Source organism: Clostridium sp. TJA085 (assembly GCF_058310235.1).
Map to the genome: position 1 here is coordinate 24,318 of NZ_JBZEEZ010000001.1, position 16,062 is coordinate 40,379.

The 16,062-nt window shown below is 25.7% G+C and carries 18 protein-coding genes; 15 read left to right on the forward strand and 3 right to left on the reverse strand.

The window, feature by feature from the left end; genetic code table 11:
- The first annotated feature begins 13 nt into the window (after nucleotides 1–13).
- Genes cobA through AC4FQW_RS00150 form a run of 4 tightly spaced genes read left to right on the forward strand, consistent with a single transcriptional unit; the run spans nucleotide 14 to nucleotide 4,516 of the window.
- Nucleotides 14–1,486, forward strand: a complete 1,473-nt coding sequence (cobA, locus tag AC4FQW_RS00135; RefSeq protein WP_491146729.1) for a uroporphyrinogen-III C-methyltransferase — start codon at nucleotides 14–16, stop codon at nucleotides 1,484–1,486.
- A gap of 1 nt (nucleotide 1,487) precedes the next feature.
- A complete protein-coding gene (gene hemB, locus AC4FQW_RS00140; RefSeq protein WP_303128269.1) occupies nucleotides 1,488–2,453 on the forward strand; it encodes a porphobilinogen synthase in 966 nt (321 codons plus the stop codon).
- Nucleotides 2,454–2,466: 13 nt separating this feature from the next.
- Entirely contained in the window at nucleotides 2,467–3,753 is a 1,287-nt protein-coding gene (gene hemL, locus AC4FQW_RS00145; protein ID WP_303128271.1) for a glutamate-1-semialdehyde 2,1-aminomutase, read from the forward strand.
- Between the two features lies 1 nt (nucleotide 3,754).
- On the forward strand, nucleotides 3,755–4,516 hold the full coding sequence (locus AC4FQW_RS00150; RefSeq protein WP_491146730.1) for a sirohydrochlorin cobaltochelatase: 762 nt from the start codon (nucleotides 3,755–3,757) through the stop codon (nucleotides 4,514–4,516).
- A gap of 30 nt (nucleotides 4,517–4,546) precedes the next feature.
- Here the strand turns inward: AC4FQW_RS00150 and AC4FQW_RS00155 are convergent, their stop codons facing one another.
- Complete coding sequence (locus AC4FQW_RS00155; RefSeq protein ID WP_491146731.1) at nucleotides 4,547–4,696, reverse strand: hypothetical protein; 150 nt, start codon at nucleotides 4,694–4,696, stop codon at nucleotides 4,547–4,549.
- Between the two features lie 175 nt (nucleotides 4,697–4,871).
- Between AC4FQW_RS00155 and AC4FQW_RS00160 the strand changes: the two genes are divergently transcribed.
- The 8 genes from AC4FQW_RS00160 to AC4FQW_RS00195 all read left to right on the forward strand — a co-directional run bounded on the left by AC4FQW_RS00160 (nucleotide 4,872) and on the right by AC4FQW_RS00195 (nucleotide 10,468).
- A complete protein-coding gene (locus AC4FQW_RS00160; RefSeq protein WP_491146732.1) occupies nucleotides 4,872–5,378 on the forward strand; it encodes a hypothetical protein in 507 nt (168 codons plus the stop codon).
- An 88-nt stretch (nucleotides 5,379–5,466) separates the two neighbouring features.
- Nucleotides 5,467–6,033 carry a DUF3867 domain-containing protein gene (locus AC4FQW_RS00165; protein WP_303128284.1) on the forward strand — a complete coding sequence of 189 codons (567 nt, stop codon included), beginning with the start codon at nucleotides 5,467–5,469 and terminating at the stop codon, nucleotides 6,031–6,033.
- An 84-nt stretch (nucleotides 6,034–6,117) separates the two neighbouring features.
- On the forward strand, nucleotides 6,118–6,984 hold the full coding sequence (locus tag AC4FQW_RS00170) for a tRNA 2-thiocytidine biosynthesis TtcA family protein (protein ID WP_491146733.1): 867 nt from the start codon (nucleotides 6,118–6,120) through the stop codon (nucleotides 6,982–6,984).
- Nucleotides 6,985–7,302: 318 nt separating this feature from the next.
- Nucleotides 7,303–7,665, forward strand: coding sequence for a C-GCAxxG-C-C family (seleno)protein (locus AC4FQW_RS00175; RefSeq protein WP_303128290.1), 363 nt, complete (start codon nucleotides 7,303–7,305; stop codon nucleotides 7,663–7,665).
- Nucleotides 7,666–7,904: 239 nt separating this feature from the next.
- A complete protein-coding gene (locus tag AC4FQW_RS00180; protein ID WP_303128296.1) occupies nucleotides 7,905–9,236 on the forward strand; it encodes an MATE family efflux transporter in 1,332 nt (443 codons plus the stop codon).
- Between the two features lie 22 nt (nucleotides 9,237–9,258).
- Nucleotides 9,259–10,014, forward strand: coding sequence for a carbohydrate deacetylase (locus tag AC4FQW_RS00185; RefSeq protein ID WP_491146734.1), 756 nt, complete (start codon nucleotides 9,259–9,261; stop codon nucleotides 10,012–10,014).
- Between the two features lie 21 nt (nucleotides 10,015–10,035).
- Nucleotides 10,036–10,224, forward strand: coding sequence for a DUF4250 domain-containing protein (locus AC4FQW_RS00190; RefSeq protein ID WP_303128304.1), 189 nt, complete (start codon nucleotides 10,036–10,038; stop codon nucleotides 10,222–10,224).
- A gap of 121 nt (nucleotides 10,225–10,345) precedes the next feature.
- Nucleotides 10,346–10,468: a hypothetical protein gene (locus AC4FQW_RS00195; protein ID WP_303128305.1), complete on the forward strand. Its 123-nt coding sequence runs from the start codon at nucleotides 10,346–10,348 to the stop codon at nucleotides 10,466–10,468.
- Between the two features lie 221 nt (nucleotides 10,469–10,689).
- Here AC4FQW_RS00195 and AC4FQW_RS00200 read toward each other — a convergent pair whose 3' ends face one another.
- On the reverse strand, nucleotides 10,690–11,391 hold the full coding sequence (locus tag AC4FQW_RS00200) for a polysaccharide deacetylase family protein (protein WP_303128306.1): 702 nt from the start codon (nucleotides 11,389–11,391) through the stop codon (nucleotides 10,690–10,692).
- A gap of 349 nt (nucleotides 11,392–11,740) precedes the next feature.
- Between AC4FQW_RS00200 and AC4FQW_RS00205 the strand changes: the two genes are divergently transcribed.
- From AC4FQW_RS00205 to AC4FQW_RS00215, 3 genes are all read left to right on the forward strand, one after another.
- A complete protein-coding gene (locus AC4FQW_RS00205; protein ID WP_491146735.1) occupies nucleotides 11,741–13,006 on the forward strand; it encodes a uracil-xanthine permease family protein in 1,266 nt (421 codons plus the stop codon).
- A 68-nt stretch (nucleotides 13,007–13,074) separates the two neighbouring features.
- Nucleotides 13,075–13,455, forward strand: coding sequence for a SpaA isopeptide-forming pilin-related protein (locus AC4FQW_RS00210; protein ID WP_491146736.1), 381 nt, complete (start codon nucleotides 13,075–13,077; stop codon nucleotides 13,453–13,455).
- Nucleotides 13,456–13,544: 89 nt separating this feature from the next.
- Nucleotides 13,545–14,021 (forward strand): dUTP diphosphatase, encoded by a 477-nt coding sequence (locus AC4FQW_RS00215; protein WP_303128313.1) that lies wholly within the window; start codon nucleotides 13,545–13,547, stop codon nucleotides 14,019–14,021.
- Nucleotides 14,022–14,058: 37 nt separating this feature from the next.
- Here AC4FQW_RS00215 and AC4FQW_RS00220 read toward each other — a convergent pair whose 3' ends face one another.
- Nucleotides 14,059–15,993 (reverse strand): ABC-F family ATP-binding cassette domain-containing protein, encoded by a 1,935-nt coding sequence (locus AC4FQW_RS00220; RefSeq protein WP_491146737.1) that lies wholly within the window; start codon nucleotides 15,991–15,993, stop codon nucleotides 14,059–14,061.
- Nucleotides 15,994–16,062 lie beyond the last annotated feature (69 nt).

The window sequence follows — 16,062 nt, forward strand, 5'->3', positions numbered from 1 at the left end:
TAGGAGGAAACTTATGAGTAAAGCTTATATTATAGGTACAGGACCAGGAGATGAGGAACTTTTAACTTTAAAAGCGAAGAGAGTAATAAATGAATGTACAGCAGTACTTTATGATAGATTAGTTTCAAATAATGTTTTAAATTATTTAAATGAAGATTGTGAAATTTATTATTGTGGAAAAGAGCCAGGAGCTCATTATAAAACACAAGAAGAAATAAATGATATGATTGTAAAACTTGCAAAAGAAGGTCATATTGTAGGAAGAATAAAAGGTGGAGATCCATATGTATTTGGAAGAGGGGGAGAAGAAGTTATAGCATGTAGAGAAGCTGGTATAGAATTTGAAGTTATATCAGGAGTTACATCACCTATAGCTGTATTAAATTATGCTGGAATTCCAATAACACATAGGGGAATAGCACAAAGTTTTCATATTGTAACTGGAATGTCAGCTAAAGATTTAAATGTAAATTATGAAGCATTAGCTAAAGAAAATGGAACTTTAGTATTTATGATGGGACTTTCAAATATTGATAGAATTACAAGTGAGCTTATAAAATATGGAAAAGATAGAAATACTAAAGCTGCTGTAGTTATGAGAGGAACTTCTTCAAAACAGAAAAAAGTTATTGGGAATTTAGAGAATATAGGTGATAAAGCTAGAGAAGCAAATTTACAATCTCCATGTATAATAGTAATTGGAGATGTTGTATCTTTAGAAAATGAATTATCATGGTATGAAAATAAACCTTTATTTGGGAAAAATATATGTATAACACGTTCAAAGGAACAATCTAAGGATTTAAAGATTGAACTTAAAAAATTAGGTGCTGAAGTTACAGAAATAAATTCTATAGTTATAAAAGATACATCAGATAAACTAGATAATATTAAAGATGATTTAAGTACATTTGACCATATATTATTTACTTCTGTAAACGGAGTTAATAAATTTTTTGATTATTTAGTTAAAGAAAAGATTGATGTTAGAAATATAAAAGCGAAAGTATCATCTATTGGAAAAGCAACAACTAAAGCTTTAGAAATGAGAGGAATAATTCCTTTTAAAACTTCAAGAGAATTTGTTGGAGAAAAACTTTTTGATACTATAAAACCTTTTATAAAGGAAGGGGACAGAATCCTTATACCTTCATCATCAAAAAGCAGACCTTTCTTAGCTGAAGAACTTAAAAATTTAGGAGCTATAGTTACAAAAATAAATGTTTATGATGTAACAAAAGGTGAAGTTAAAAATACTAAAGCTTTTGATGAAGTTGATGCAATATTATTTACATCACCATCAACTTTTGAAAATATGAAAGAAATGGTTGGTCTTGATAAAATAAAAGAAAAAATTTGTATATCAATAGGACCTATAACAAATAAAGCATTAAATGAAAGTGGAGTAAATTCATTTGTTTGTAAGGAACATTCACAAGAAGGATTTTTAAAAGAGATAAAGGATATATTAAAGGAAGTGCATTAAAATGATAAAAAGAGGAAGAAGATTAAGAGTAAATGAAAATATGAGGAGTTTAGTAAGAGAAACTTCATTAGCTCCTGAAGATTTTATATTACCATTATTTGTTGTTGAAGGTAATGGAATAAAAAAAGAAATAGAATCTTTACCTGATGTATATCATTATTCAATAGATATGTTAGATGGAGTTATAAATGAAGCTGTAACGCTTGGAATAAAAGGAGTAATTTTATTTGGTATACCAGATCATAAAGATTCTTGTGGTAGTGAATCATTTGCAGAAGATGGAATTGTTCAAAAAGCTATAAGAAAGATAAAAGAAATAACAAAAGATATTTTAATAGTTACAGATGTTTGTATGTGTGAATATACAGATCATGGTCATTGTGGAATAATACATAATCATGATGTAGATAATGACGAAACATTAGATTATTTATGTAAAATAGCTGTATCACATGCTAAAGCTGGAGCAGAAGTTATAGCGCCATCTGATATGATGGATGGAAGAGTTTATAGAATCAGAGAAGCTCTTGATAAAGAAGGATTTAAAAATGTTTCAATAATGAGCTATTCAGCAAAATATTGTTCAGCTTATTATGGACCATTTAGAGCAGCTGCAAATTCAGCACCTTCATTTGGTGATAGAAAAACATATCAAATGGATCCAGCAAATAGAAGAGAAGCTATAAAGGAAGTTTTATATGATATAGAAGAAGGAGCAGATATTGTAATGGTAAAACCAGCTCTTTCTTATTTAGATATAGTAAGGGAAGTTAGAGACACAGTTAATCTTCCTGTATGTGTTTATAATGTAAGTGGAGAGTATGCTATGATAAAAGCTGCTGGAAAAATGGGACTAATAGATGAAAATAGAATAATACTTGAAACCTTAACATCAATGAAAAGAGCAGGAGCAGATATAATAATTACTTATCATGCATTAGAAGCTTCTAAGCTTTTAAGAAAGTAAGGAGATATTAATTATGATGAATAAAAAAATATTTGAAGAATCAAAAATTTATATGCCAGGTGGTGTAAATAGTCCAGTTAGATCTTTTAAGGATATGGGAATAACTCCTCCAGTAATAAAAAGTGGAGAAGGAGTTATTATTAAAGATGAAGATGATAATGAGTATATAGATTTTGTTTTAGCATGGGGACCATTGATACTTGGACATTGTGATAAAGATGTTGTTAATGCAATAAATGATGAGTCAAAAAGAGCATTAGCTTTTGGAGCACCAACTAAGCTTGAACTTGAAATGAGCAAATTTATGTGTGAAAATCTAGATACAGTAGATATGATTAGAATGGTTAATTCAGGAACAGAAGCTACTATGAGTGCTATAAAACTTGCAAGAGGATACACTAAGAAAAATAAAATAGTGAAATTTGCTGGATGTTATCATGGTCACTTTGATGGTTTCTTAGTTGAAGCAGGGTCAGGGGTTCTTACAGAAGGAATAGCAGGCTCATTAGGTATACCAGAAGGTAGTATAAAAAATACATTAATAGGCATATATAATGATGAAAATAGTATGGAAGAATTATTTTCAAAATATGGTGATGATATTGCTTGTGTAATTATAGAGCCAGTTGCAGGTAATATGGGAGTTATAAAAGCTAAAGATAGTTTTATAAAAACATTGAGAAGACTGTGTGATGAATATGGAGCACTTTTAATATTTGATGAAGTAATGAGCGGATTCAGAGCTGCATTTAAAGGAGCACAAAGTCTTTTTGAGGATAAGCCAGATTTAGTAACTTATGCTAAAATAATGGGCGGTGGTCTTCCATCAGGAGCTTATGGTGGAAAGAAAGAAATAATGGAAAATCTTTCACCTCTTGGGGGAGTATATCAAGCAGGAACTATGTCAGGTAATCCTATTGTTATGGCAGCAGGTCTTGCGACTTTAACTAAACTTAAAAATAATTTAAATTGGTATGATCATATAGAAAAATTAGGACAAAAGTTTGAAAATGGTATAAAAGAAATTTCAAATAAGTATGGAATTGGAACTGTTGTAAATAGAGTTGGTGGAATGATGACAGTATTCTTTACTGATGCAGAAAAAGTTGAATACTATGAAGATGTTAAGAAGTGTGATGGAGATAGATTTAAAAGATACTTCCTTCATATGATAAATGATGGATTTAATATACCACCTTCACAATTTGAAGCATTATTTTTATCAGTAAAACATGAAGAAGAACATATAGATAAATTTTTAGCTAGTTTTGAAGAATTTGCAAAAAGTGAAGTGAAGTAAGTTGAATATTAAAAAAGCTGTTGTTATTGTAGCTTTTGGAACAGCAAAAGATGAAGGGTTTAATAAGTACTTATTACCATTTTTAAAAGATGTAAAAGATAAGTATGGAAAAGAATATGATTATTTCTTTTCTTTAACCAGTGAAAAAATGCTTAGTAAGTTATCTTTAGATATAAAGGGTTATAAACAAACTTTAGAAGAACTTAAAAATAATAATTATAAAATAGTTTATGTAGAAGCTCTGTATTTATCCAGAGGAAAAGAGTACTTAAAGGTATTAGAAGCTACAGAAGAATATAAAAAGTACTTTGAGAAAATTAAAGTTACAAAACCTTTAATGGAAGAGAGAGAAGACTTAATAGATTTTTACATAAATAAATATAAAAATATATTATTTATTTGTCATGGAATATTAGGAAGTAAAGATAACTTTGAAGAAAAATATATAAATAAAGCTATAGAAATTAATAAAAAGCTAGATAAAATCTATATAGCTTTAATTAATAATAAAGAGGCTTATAAATATTTGTTAGAAGATATAAAGAAAGATAATATAAAAGAGATAGCTATAGTTCCTATTCTTATAACAAAGGGATATCACTTTAATATAGATATTATATCTGACAAAGATGATAGTATATTAAGTAAGCTTAAATCTATGAATATAAAAGTAGAAATAATAGATAAAGTATTATCACAAAATAAATTATTTAGAAATATAGTTTTAGATATATTTGATAATATGATTATAGAGCAAAAATAAAGAGGTAATTAAAAATTACCTCTTTATTTTTTAAATATCATCTACATCGGTTTCTTCACCATATCTAACAGTTTCCTCAGCTGAAAAACTATCTTTAGGACTTCTGTTTATAAATGTTCCATCATTAGGTTCAGGTGAATTAATATTTACTTTTTTTATTTTCTTATTTTTTTTATTCATATTTTAATAAAAACCTCCTTACAATAATCATTAGTTTATGTATATATATAATCATTATTCATAAAAAGTAAAAATAAAATTCATTAAATATCTAAAAAATTTACAAAATAGTTTAAAATATTTTATTTTATGATAAAATATATATAAAACTAAATTGTTTATTAGGGGGAATAGAATGCCAGAAGAATTAATAAAATCATTAAGTACAATATTTATTGTGATGACTATCTTTTCACTTATAAACTATATTATTGTTTCGCTAGCTCTTTATAAAATAGCTAAGAAGGAAAAATTAAATAAGCCTTGGCTTGCATGGATACCAGTTGGTAATGCATACATATTAATTAGCTTAGGAAAAGGTAATATTGGTTTTGTATTTACTTTGGTAGTTGCAATGTTTAGTACAGGCTTAATTGGTGATATTGCAATGGCTATATATACTGTATATTCAGTTTACATGTATTTTGTAATATGTAAAAAATATAATGTTAGTATAATTCCTATTGCTATCGGAGCAGCATCATTAATAGTTAGTATGATTCCTTTTTTATCAATTTTAGTAATACCAATGTATTTAATAAACCTTTATGGACAATTCAAGTTATTAAAAGCAGCAGACAAAGAAATAATTGAAAATAATAAAAATATTAAAACAAATATATCTTTAAGTAATGGAAGATAAAATATTTAGGATACCACTTTTTTGGTATCCTATTTTGATATATAATATGATTTAAGGGGACATAAATTTTTTTAAGGAGCTGAAATTTATGAGTGATGATAGAATAATTGATTTTAATGAATTAAAAAATAGAGTTAATGAGAAAGATATAGATAAATTTGAAAATTATATTTATGATTTATATTATAAAACACAAACTGGTGAAATGAATTTAAGTGATTTTTCAACTAATATTGCAGACTACATGGCAAAAAATAATATATCTCAAAAGAAACTTTTTGAAATACAAAAAAAGGTTATGGAAAGATATGGTTTTGATCCTTCTAGTATGGAGGAGAATCTTAAGAGTATGGGGTTAGATTTGAGTTTAGAAGATATTCAACCGGATTATGAGAAAATGAGAAAAAAGATGTCTTTTAAAGAAAAGTATAATAAAAAAATAGAATCAAAAACAATTGATACATATTGTATAAGAAATCAAATAAATGATGTAAAAATAAACTTAGATAAAGAATATGTAACATTAATAAGTGAAAGAACTATTGATTTAAATGATACTGAATTAAATGAGTTTTTATGTTCATATAAAAAGATGGTTGATGGAAATACATTGAAAGTTACAATATGTCAAAATAGTAATATATATGAATATTAAAATTAAAAGTCAGATTATTTTCTGGCTTTTAATTTTATTTTTTTTTAAAAGATGATATAATATCATGATGAATGAGGTGATAAAATGAGCGATATAGCAGGACAAGGATGTCCAAGATTAATTCCAGAAGAAGAAAAAAAGCCTTTAAAAGAAATAGAAAGAAGTATTGTAAAAAGATACAGAAAAAATATTTGGTCTAAATTTATTAAGGCTATTAAGCAATATAATTTAGTTGAAGAAGGAGATAAAATTGCTGTTGCAATTTCTGGTGGAAAAGATTCACTTTTAATGGCAAAGCTTTTCCAAGAACTTAAAAGGCATGGTCAAATAAATTTTGATTTAGAATTTATTGCTATGGATCCAGGATATCATAAGCAAATAAAAGAATTATTAATAGATAATTTAAATTACTTAAATATACCTGCACATATTTATGAATCAGGAATATTTAATGTTATAGATGAAAAGGCTAGTGATTATCCATGTTATCTTTGTGCAAGAATGAGAAGAGGATCATTATATGCAAAAGCACAGGAGCTTGGATGTAATAAGTTAGCTCTTGGACATCATTATAATGATGTTATAGAAACAACACTTTTAAATATTTTATATGCAGGCAATTTTAAAACTATGCTTCCTAAACTTAAATCACAAAATTTTGAAGGTTTAGAACTTATAAGACCAATGTATCTTATAGAAGAAGATTACATAAAAAGATTTATAAACTATAGTGGTATATGGCCACTTAATTGTGCATGTATGGTTGCAGCTAAAAAAGTTGGAAATAAGAGATTTGAAATAAAAGAATTAATAAAGAACTTAAAAGAAAATTTTGATGGTGTTGATAAATCAATATTTAAAGCTGCAGAGAATGTTTCTATTGATTCTATCTTAGGATGGGAAAAGGATGGAGTAAAACATTCTTACTTAGATTTTTATGATGAAGAGTAGGTATCAATTATTAAAAGGTGATTTTAAAAATCATCTTTTTTTATTTTATTAAATTTATCTCTATAGAATTTAATTATATTTAATGATTTAAATTTTATATATAATTTATTTACAGTAGTTTATTTAATTGGTATTTATATAAATTATTAAAAAGTAGAAATTTTTATATAATATAGTTTATATTTATTTAATATTCAAATAAATTATACTTTATTTTGATTAAATAGTATTTAAATATTATAATTAAATAGAAAAAAATAAAAATTTGATATATTATTAATAGTATAGAAAATAAAAAGTAGTTAAGGAGAATTTATAATGATAAAACCATCAGAATATCATAGTCAAGGTTATAATTGTGCAGAATCTATAATAAAGTCATATAACGAGGAATATAATACTGATATTCCAGTAGCATTAGGAAGTGGAATGGGTACAGGAGTAGCTGTTGGAAGTCTTTGTGGAGCGGTTAATGCTGCAGTGTTAATAATTGGATACTTAAAGGGAAGGGAAAATAGATTAGATAAAAATGAAGCAAGAATGTATTCAAAAGAACTTATGAATAGAATTAGAGAAAAGTATAATTCAGAAATATGTTTAGACTTAAAGAAAAGTAAAGTAGGGTGTGGAGAAATAATAAATTTTTCATATGATGCACTTAAGGATATATTAAGCAAATAAATGAAACACTTTAAATATTTAATCTTAGTTAAATATTTAAAGTGTTTCAATTTTATATTATAAAAATTTATTTGAATACTGTGATAAAAATTAATTATTTTTTATAGTATTTTGAATGAATAGTTAATCTTGACATTTATATATTTCAAAAGTATTTTATATATATAGATGTTTATATAAGCTCATTAAATGGCTTAAAGATATTTAGTAAATTTTACTTAATAACGAGGTATCTATTTATGAAAAAATTAGATCCAATAAATGATAATATAATTAGTTTAGTTTTAAAGTTTATGTTGCCAAGTATAATAGGGATGATTGGATTATCTTTATGTATATTTTTGGACACTATGTTTATTGGTAGAGGAATTGGAAATAATGGTTTAGCAGCTCTTAATATTTCATTACCAGTGTATAGTACATTTACTGCAACAGGTTTAATATTTGGAGTTGGTGGAGCTACGTTGCTTTCTATAAATATTGGAAGAAAAAAGTATAATGTGTTAAATGAAATATTTACAACATCAATAGTTATAGCTTTTGGTATAGGAATAATATTTTCTATTGTAGGAAGTTTGAATTTAAAAAAAATAGCCATACTTTTAGGAGCATCTAATGAGCTTTTACCATTAGTAATGGATTATTTGAAAATTATTTTATTTGCAAGCTTTATGTACATATTATCTAATTGTTTAAATGTATTTGTAAGAAATGATCATGACCCTAAAGTTTCTATGTGGGCAATAATAGTAACAAATATTATAAATATAATTTTAGATTATATATTTATATTTCCATTAAATATGGGGATGAAAGGGGCGGCACTAGCAACAACTATAGGTCAATGTTTTGGAGTAATGGTTTTACTTACTCATTTTTTCAAAAAATCATGTAGAATAAAACTTAATATAAAACGATTTTCTTATAAATATATAAAAAGAATAATTACAAATGGATTTGCAAGTTTTATTTTAGAAATATCAGGTGGCATAGTAATACTTATGTTTAACATGACATTATTAAGGATAGGTGGAGATATAGCTGTATCAGCTTATAGTATAATAGCAAATGTTGCATTAATATTTATTGCAATATTTAGTGGAATATCTCAAGGAATACAACCACTTTTAGGAACAAATTATGGGGCCAATAAATTTGATAGAGTCATTTCTATATATAAAATTGGAACTAAGATTTCTTTTATTTTAGGTACAATATTTTTCTTTATAGGAATATTAGAACCACAAATTTTAGTAAGTATATTTTCAAGTAGTAAAGATGAATTAATGGAAGTTGCAAAAATAGGTATTATGATTTATTTTGTTGCATTTATACCAGCAGGTGTAAACATTGTAAATATTGGGTTTTTACAAGCAATTGAAAGATCAAAGTTTTCAATTTTTTTATCTTTAATGAGAGGATTAGTATTGATATTTATAATACTTAATATATTTTCAAAATTACTTGGATTATATGGAGTTTGGATGACTATACCAGTAGTTGAATTTTCAGTTCTTATAATATCAACTTTATTGGTAAGTAGTGTAAAAAATAAAATTAATATATATTAATAACAAAAGGGGATGTGGGAAGATGAACTTATTAATTAATGGTGATGATTTTGGATTATCAAAAGGTGTATCAGAAGGAATAATAAAATGTTTAAAAGAAGGTATAATGGGTGATACAAGTGCTATGGCAAATATGCCATTTTTTGAAGAAGCTATAAAACTTGCTTTTGATTCTGGAATAAATGAAATGGGAATTCACTTAAATTTTACATGTGGAAGACCTGTAAGTGAATTTTCAGAAGTAAAAAGTATATGTGATGAAAATGGCAATTTCTATAGAAAGCCTAATCTTATACCTAAAGATGTAAGTATTATAGAGGCTGAAAAAGAGATTAGAGCACAAATAGAAAAGTTTAAAAGGACTGGAATGAAAATAAATCATATAGATAGTCACCATCACTTTTACGCATTTAATAAAGATATATTAAATTTAGTAGTAAATATAGCTGATGAATTAGGAGTTCCTATGAGATGTCCATTTAATGAAGATAAATATATTTTAGAAAAAAAAGGAGTAGTTTGTCCGGATTATTTTGATAATTCATTTTATTTAAATAATATATCTTTAGATTATTTAAAAGAAAGATTGGATTATTTAAAAGATAAATATAATACAATAGAATTTATGGCTCATCCATCCAATAATGGAGAAGAGCTTAAAAATATATCATCATATAATACGATAAGAGAAAAAGAATTAGAAATACTTACATCAGATGAAATGAAAGAATATTTATTAAAAAATAATATAAAAGTTATAAGTTTTTCTGATTTATAATAATATATAGGAAGTGAAGTTATGACAACAGAAGAAATAAAAGAAATGGATTCAAATATACTTTTAAGTATAATAAATCTTAAGTTAAGAGATTATTATTCAAATTTAGATAATTTATGTTATGATATGGATATTGATAAAGATGTATTAATAAATAAGCTAAAAGAGGCGAATTATTTATACGATAAGGAATTAAATCAATTCAAATAACTTAAATAAAAAGTATCTTAAAATAAGATACTTTTTATTTTGAATTATTTGTAGAATAAATGGTATAATATAGGTTATAATATATGAATAAATGCTTGAATTTGAAAGGATGGTTTTAAATATGAACATCAAAAAAACAGGTAAATTAACAGTTTTACTAGCAGCAACAACTGCTCTTGTAGCATCATTAGTTAATGACAAAAAAAGAAAAGATCAAGCTTTAAAAAAGGATGAAAATGAATAATTAAGTTTGAGTAAAAAATAATATAATATTATTTTTATCTATTGAAAGATTTATTATAAAATAAGTATTAAAAGTTATCTAGTTTTATATATTTAACTTGACAATTTTAAAATTTAATTAAATTAGAATTTCTATTAATTATAGAATTCATTGAAATTTTTTATTAAAGTATTTATTAAAAAGTTTTATTATATGAAATAAAGCAGCTTTTAAAGGCTGCTTTATTTCATATAATGGAATTCTTCTTTAGTATTTTCATTTATAGTCTTAAAGGTATAATCATTAGACTTGTAATAATCTATTATTGAAGGAAGAGCATCAATTGTATTTTTATTTATATCAGCGCAATGCATTAATAAAATAATATTATTTTTAGAGCTTTTAGAATTTTTTATATATGAAGAAGGAGAACCATTAGGATTTGCTCCATCCCCACTATCAACATTCCAATCATATATTTTAAAATTATTATCATGTAAAAGAGATACCATACTAGGAGTAAGTTTATATGTCATATTATTAGTTCCAAAAGGAAACCTTAAAATTTTAGGACATATTCCAATAGTTTTATTAATTAATTCTTGAGTTTTAATCATTTCATTTAAAAAGCTTTTATTAGAAGAATAAAGTTTATTTCTTTCATGTGAAAAGCTATGTAATCCTATAGAGTGCCCTTCTTTATAAACTCTTTCAAGAATATTTTCTTTACCATCAATTTCTTTGCCAATCATAAAGAAAGTAGCCTTTACATTTTTTTCTTTTAAAATATCTAATATTTTAGGAAGAACTTTTTTTGATGGTCCATCATCAAAAGTTAGATAAATTACTTTTTCTTCAGATTTGACAATAGCATTACAAGGTTTTATTGGAAATAGAGTAATAATTAAAATAAAGCTAAACATTAAAATAAAAAATTTTTTCATAAAAACACCTCATTAAAAAAACAGTAATAAATACTTAATATTATTTTTTCTAAAAAAGATAATTATATTCACTAATAAAAAAGTATTGAATATGATAAAAAGATGTGATATACTTCAAGAAAATAAAATAATCTTTAAGTTAGTCCAGAGAGGCTAGTAAGAAGTCAAATAATTATAGTATAACTTTGTATAGTTATGCCCATATTTATATTAAAGTCGTATTTATACACTTCTTACTAGTTAGTAAGAAGTTTTTTTTATAAATAAAAACCTTTTTAATCCAGTCCAGAGAGGCTGAAAAGAGGAGAAGTTTTAAATTTCTCCTTAATATAATGAGGAGTGATATTTTATGCAATTATTTGAAACATGTGAATTAAAAGTAGAAAGAGACTTAAAGGCTAAAGCCTTAAGATGCGTTTTAGCACTTCAACATCTTATAGCTATGTTTGGAGCAACTATATTAGTGCCAATGCTTACAGGATTAGACCCATCAGTAGCATTATTTACAGCTGGAGTTGGAACTTTAATATTTCATATATGTACAAAAGGAAAAGTTCCAGTATTTTTAGGATCATCATTTGCTTTTATTGCCGTAATAAATGCAGTAAAAACAGATTATGGTGATTTAAGATATGCACAAGGTGGAATGTTCGTTGCAGGACTTATATATGTTCTTACATCTTTCTTAATTAAAAAAATTGGAGTAGAAAAAGTAAAAAAAGTTTTACCAGCTCAAGTTGTAGGACCTATGATAATGGTTATAGGACTTAATCTTTTACCAACTGCAGCAGGAATGGTAAGTAAAAATATTATTCTTGGACTACTAACTCTTGGCATAACATTATTAATAAAATTTTTTGGAAGAGGATTTACAAAGCAAATAGCTATACTTATAGGTGTTGGAGTAGGTTATACAGTAGCACTTTTAACTGGATTTGTAGATACAGCATTAATAAGCGAAGCATCAATGTTTGCAATTCCAAACTTTACATTACCTAAGTTTAACATAGGAGCAATAATGATAATAGCACCTGTAGTTCTTGCAGTTTTTATGGAGCATATAGGTGATATAACAACTAATGGAACTGTAGTAGGTAAAAATTTTATTGAAGACCCAGGTCTAAATAGAACACTACTTGGAGATGGACTAGCTACTTTAACAGCATCTATGCTAGGAGGACCTGCTAATACTACATATGGTGAAAATACAGGGGTACTTGCATTAACTAAAAATTATGATCCTTCAATATTAAGAATAACAGCGTTGTTTGCTATAGCTCTTAGTTTTATTGCTAAGTTTGGAACAGTAATAAGAACTATACCTGAACCAGTAATGGGGGGGATAAGCTTAATGTTGTTTACTATGATAGCGTTAATTGGAGCTAAAACAATTAAGAACGAAAAAGTTAAATTTAATTGGAAAAATATTATAGTAATTGCTTCAATATTATTTGTAGGACTTATAGCACCATATATAAATCCATATTTAGATCAAAACTTTGGATTTATAATAGGAATTAAGGTTACAGAAGCCGTAACTATATCAGGACTAAGCTTTGCAGCTATAGTAGGAGTTATAGTTAATATACTATTAAATGGTATAAAAAGAAAATAGTAATTTAATCACAATCTTCAAGTAATAATCATATTGTGTAATAGGATTATTATTTGGAGGTTTTTATTTTGAGAAAAAGAAATTATGAGAATAAAGACAAAAAGAAATCTACATTTAGTAAAGAATGTGAGAAAGAAAAGCTTGGGAAAATAACTGTATATGCATTTAAAGATAGTTTAGATGGAGAAAAACTAGAAAACATAAAAGTTAACCTTTATAGAATAAATGGTATTTCTCCTCATCTTGAAAGAAGCTGTTATACAAACAAGCTTGGAAAAGTTGAATTTTTGAACATAGACAATGGTAATTATAGAGTCATAGAAATAATTGATAAAAGTAAATATGATAAGCCAGTTTATATAAAATGGAATGAAATAAATATTACAAATAATTACACTGAAGAAACTATATATATAATTAATAAAGAAAAGAAAACATATAAAAGTTAATAAGAGAATCCATTAAATTGGATTCTTTTCTTTGTTTTATGATATAATTTATAAAAACTTTAATAGATAGAAGAAACGGAGATACACTTATGAAGATAAGAGTTAAATATTTTGAAGGTGCAACTAGATTAAAAAAAATAGAAAAAGGTAATTGGATTGATGTATATTCAAATAAGGATGTATTTGTTCCTGTCAATGAAAGAGCTATGATACCACTTGGATTTGCTTTAGAATTACCGAGTGGATGGGAAGCTCATTTAGCTCCAAGAAGTTCAACATTTAAAACATGGGGTATAATACAAACAAATTCAGTAGGTGTTGTTGATGATACATATATAGGAGATAATGATCAGTGGCATATGCCTGTATATTGTCTTGAAGGCAAACATTTTAAAGATGAAAAAAATTTAGATAAAAATGAAAAGTTTGAAGGAACTTGGATTAAAAGAGGAGATAAAATAGCTCAGTTTAGAATAATGGAAGTTATGCCAGAAATTGAGTTTTTAGAGGTTGAATCATTTGGAAATTCTGATCGTGGTGGATTTGGAAGCACAGGCAAAAGATAATAAAAAAAGACAAAAGCTTTGAAGCTTTTGTCTTTTTTTAATCATTATTTAATTCTTCACTTAAAATTTCCCATTCTTCATAAAGACTTTCTATTTTAGCTTCAGTTTCAGAAATTTCTTTGTTAACTCTTTCTGATTCTTTAGGATTAGAATAGATTTCTTCTAAGCATAAGTCATTATTAAGTTTTTCTAAAAGTTCTTCAGAATTAGATATTTCACTTTCAATTTCCCTAAGTCTTGTACGTTTAATTCTAATTTCTTTTTGAGCAAGTTTAACTTTTTTCTTTTCTTCTTTTATTTGAGTTTTTGTTTTACCATTAGAGAAATCTTCAAATTCTTTAAATCTTGTAGGGTTTTCTTTTTTCTCTATATAATAATTATAATTACCAAGATATTCATTCATGCCATTTTCTTTAAGTTCTACGATTTTATTTATTACTTTATTTAAGAAATATCTATCGTGAGATACTATAAGCATACTTCCATCATAGCTTAAAATTGCATCTTCTAATGCTTCACGAGATGGAATATCTAAGTGGTTTGTAGGTTCATCAAGAAGTAAAAAGTTCGATTTAGATAGCATAAGCTTTAATAAATTTATTCTACACTTTTCACCACCACTTAAATTTTCAATTTTCTTGAATACATCATCTCCAGTAAATAAAAATGAAGCTAAAGCATTACGTATTTTTGTAGTAGTAAGGTCAGGAAAAGCATCCCATACTTCATCTAAAATAGTTTTATTATAATCAAGGTCTGATTGTTCTTGATCATAATAGCCTATATTTACATTAGTACCAAGTACAACCTTTCCTTTATCACTATTAATTTTTTTCATAATTATATTAAGAAGAGTTGTTTTACCCCTTCCATTTTCACCAATTAAAGCAACTTTTTCTCCACGTTTTAAATCAAAAGATATATCTGAAAATAGCTTATTATTTTCAAATGATTTTGATAAGTTTTCTATGTGAAGAACATCATAACCACTTTTTATAGCTGTTTCAAAAGAGATTTTAGAAGCTTCTTTTTCTTTATCTGGAGCATCTAATCTTTCCATTTTTTCTAAAGCCTTTTCTCTACTTTCAGCTTTTCTTACACTCTTTTCTCTATTAAAAGATCTAAATTTTTGAATTATTTCTTCTTGTCGTTTTATTTCAGCTTGTTGAAGATTATAAGCTTTAAGCTGAGATTCATAGTCTTTCTTTCTAAGTTCTAAATATTTTGTATAAGGTGCATTATAACAGTTAACATGACCATTTATAACTTGAAATGTTTTATTTGTTACAGCATCTAAGAAAAATCTATCATGGGATATTACAAGAAGAGTACCTTTATATGTTTTTAAAAATTCTTCAAGCCATTCAATTGCTTCTAAATCAAGGTGGTTTGTAGGCTCATCTAATAAAAGTATATCTGGAGATTGAAGAAGTAATTTACATAGTGCAACACGAGTTTTTTGTCCACCACTTAAAGTTTGAATTTTTCTATCAAAATCTTCTTCTAAAAAACCTAAACCTTTAAGTACTCTAGCTATGTCCCCTTTATATGTATAACCACCTCTATGAGTATATAAGTCTTGAGCTGTTGTATAATCTTTTATTAATTTTTCATGATAGCTAGAATTAGACTCATCATAAGGTTCATTCATTTTTATTTCTAAATTTTTTATTTTATTTTCTAATTGAATTAGTGAATTAAAAACAGTACATGCTTCTTCATATATTGTATTTGTTGAATCAAGGTTTAAGTGCTGAGCAAGATAACCTATAGTTTTATTTTTGTCTAAAAATATTTCACCTGAATCAGGCGTTAAATTTTTAGATAATATTTTAAATAAAGTAGATTTGCCCTCACCATTAGGACCAATTAAACCAACTTTATCACCTTCATTTATAGATACAGTTACATCTTTTAATACATCTTGTATACCATAACTTTTTTTTATATTTCTACAACTTAAAACAATCATATTTTATCCTCGCCTCGTATTTTTATAATCTTGTTTTATTATACTATTTATAAAGTTTTATATCAATTT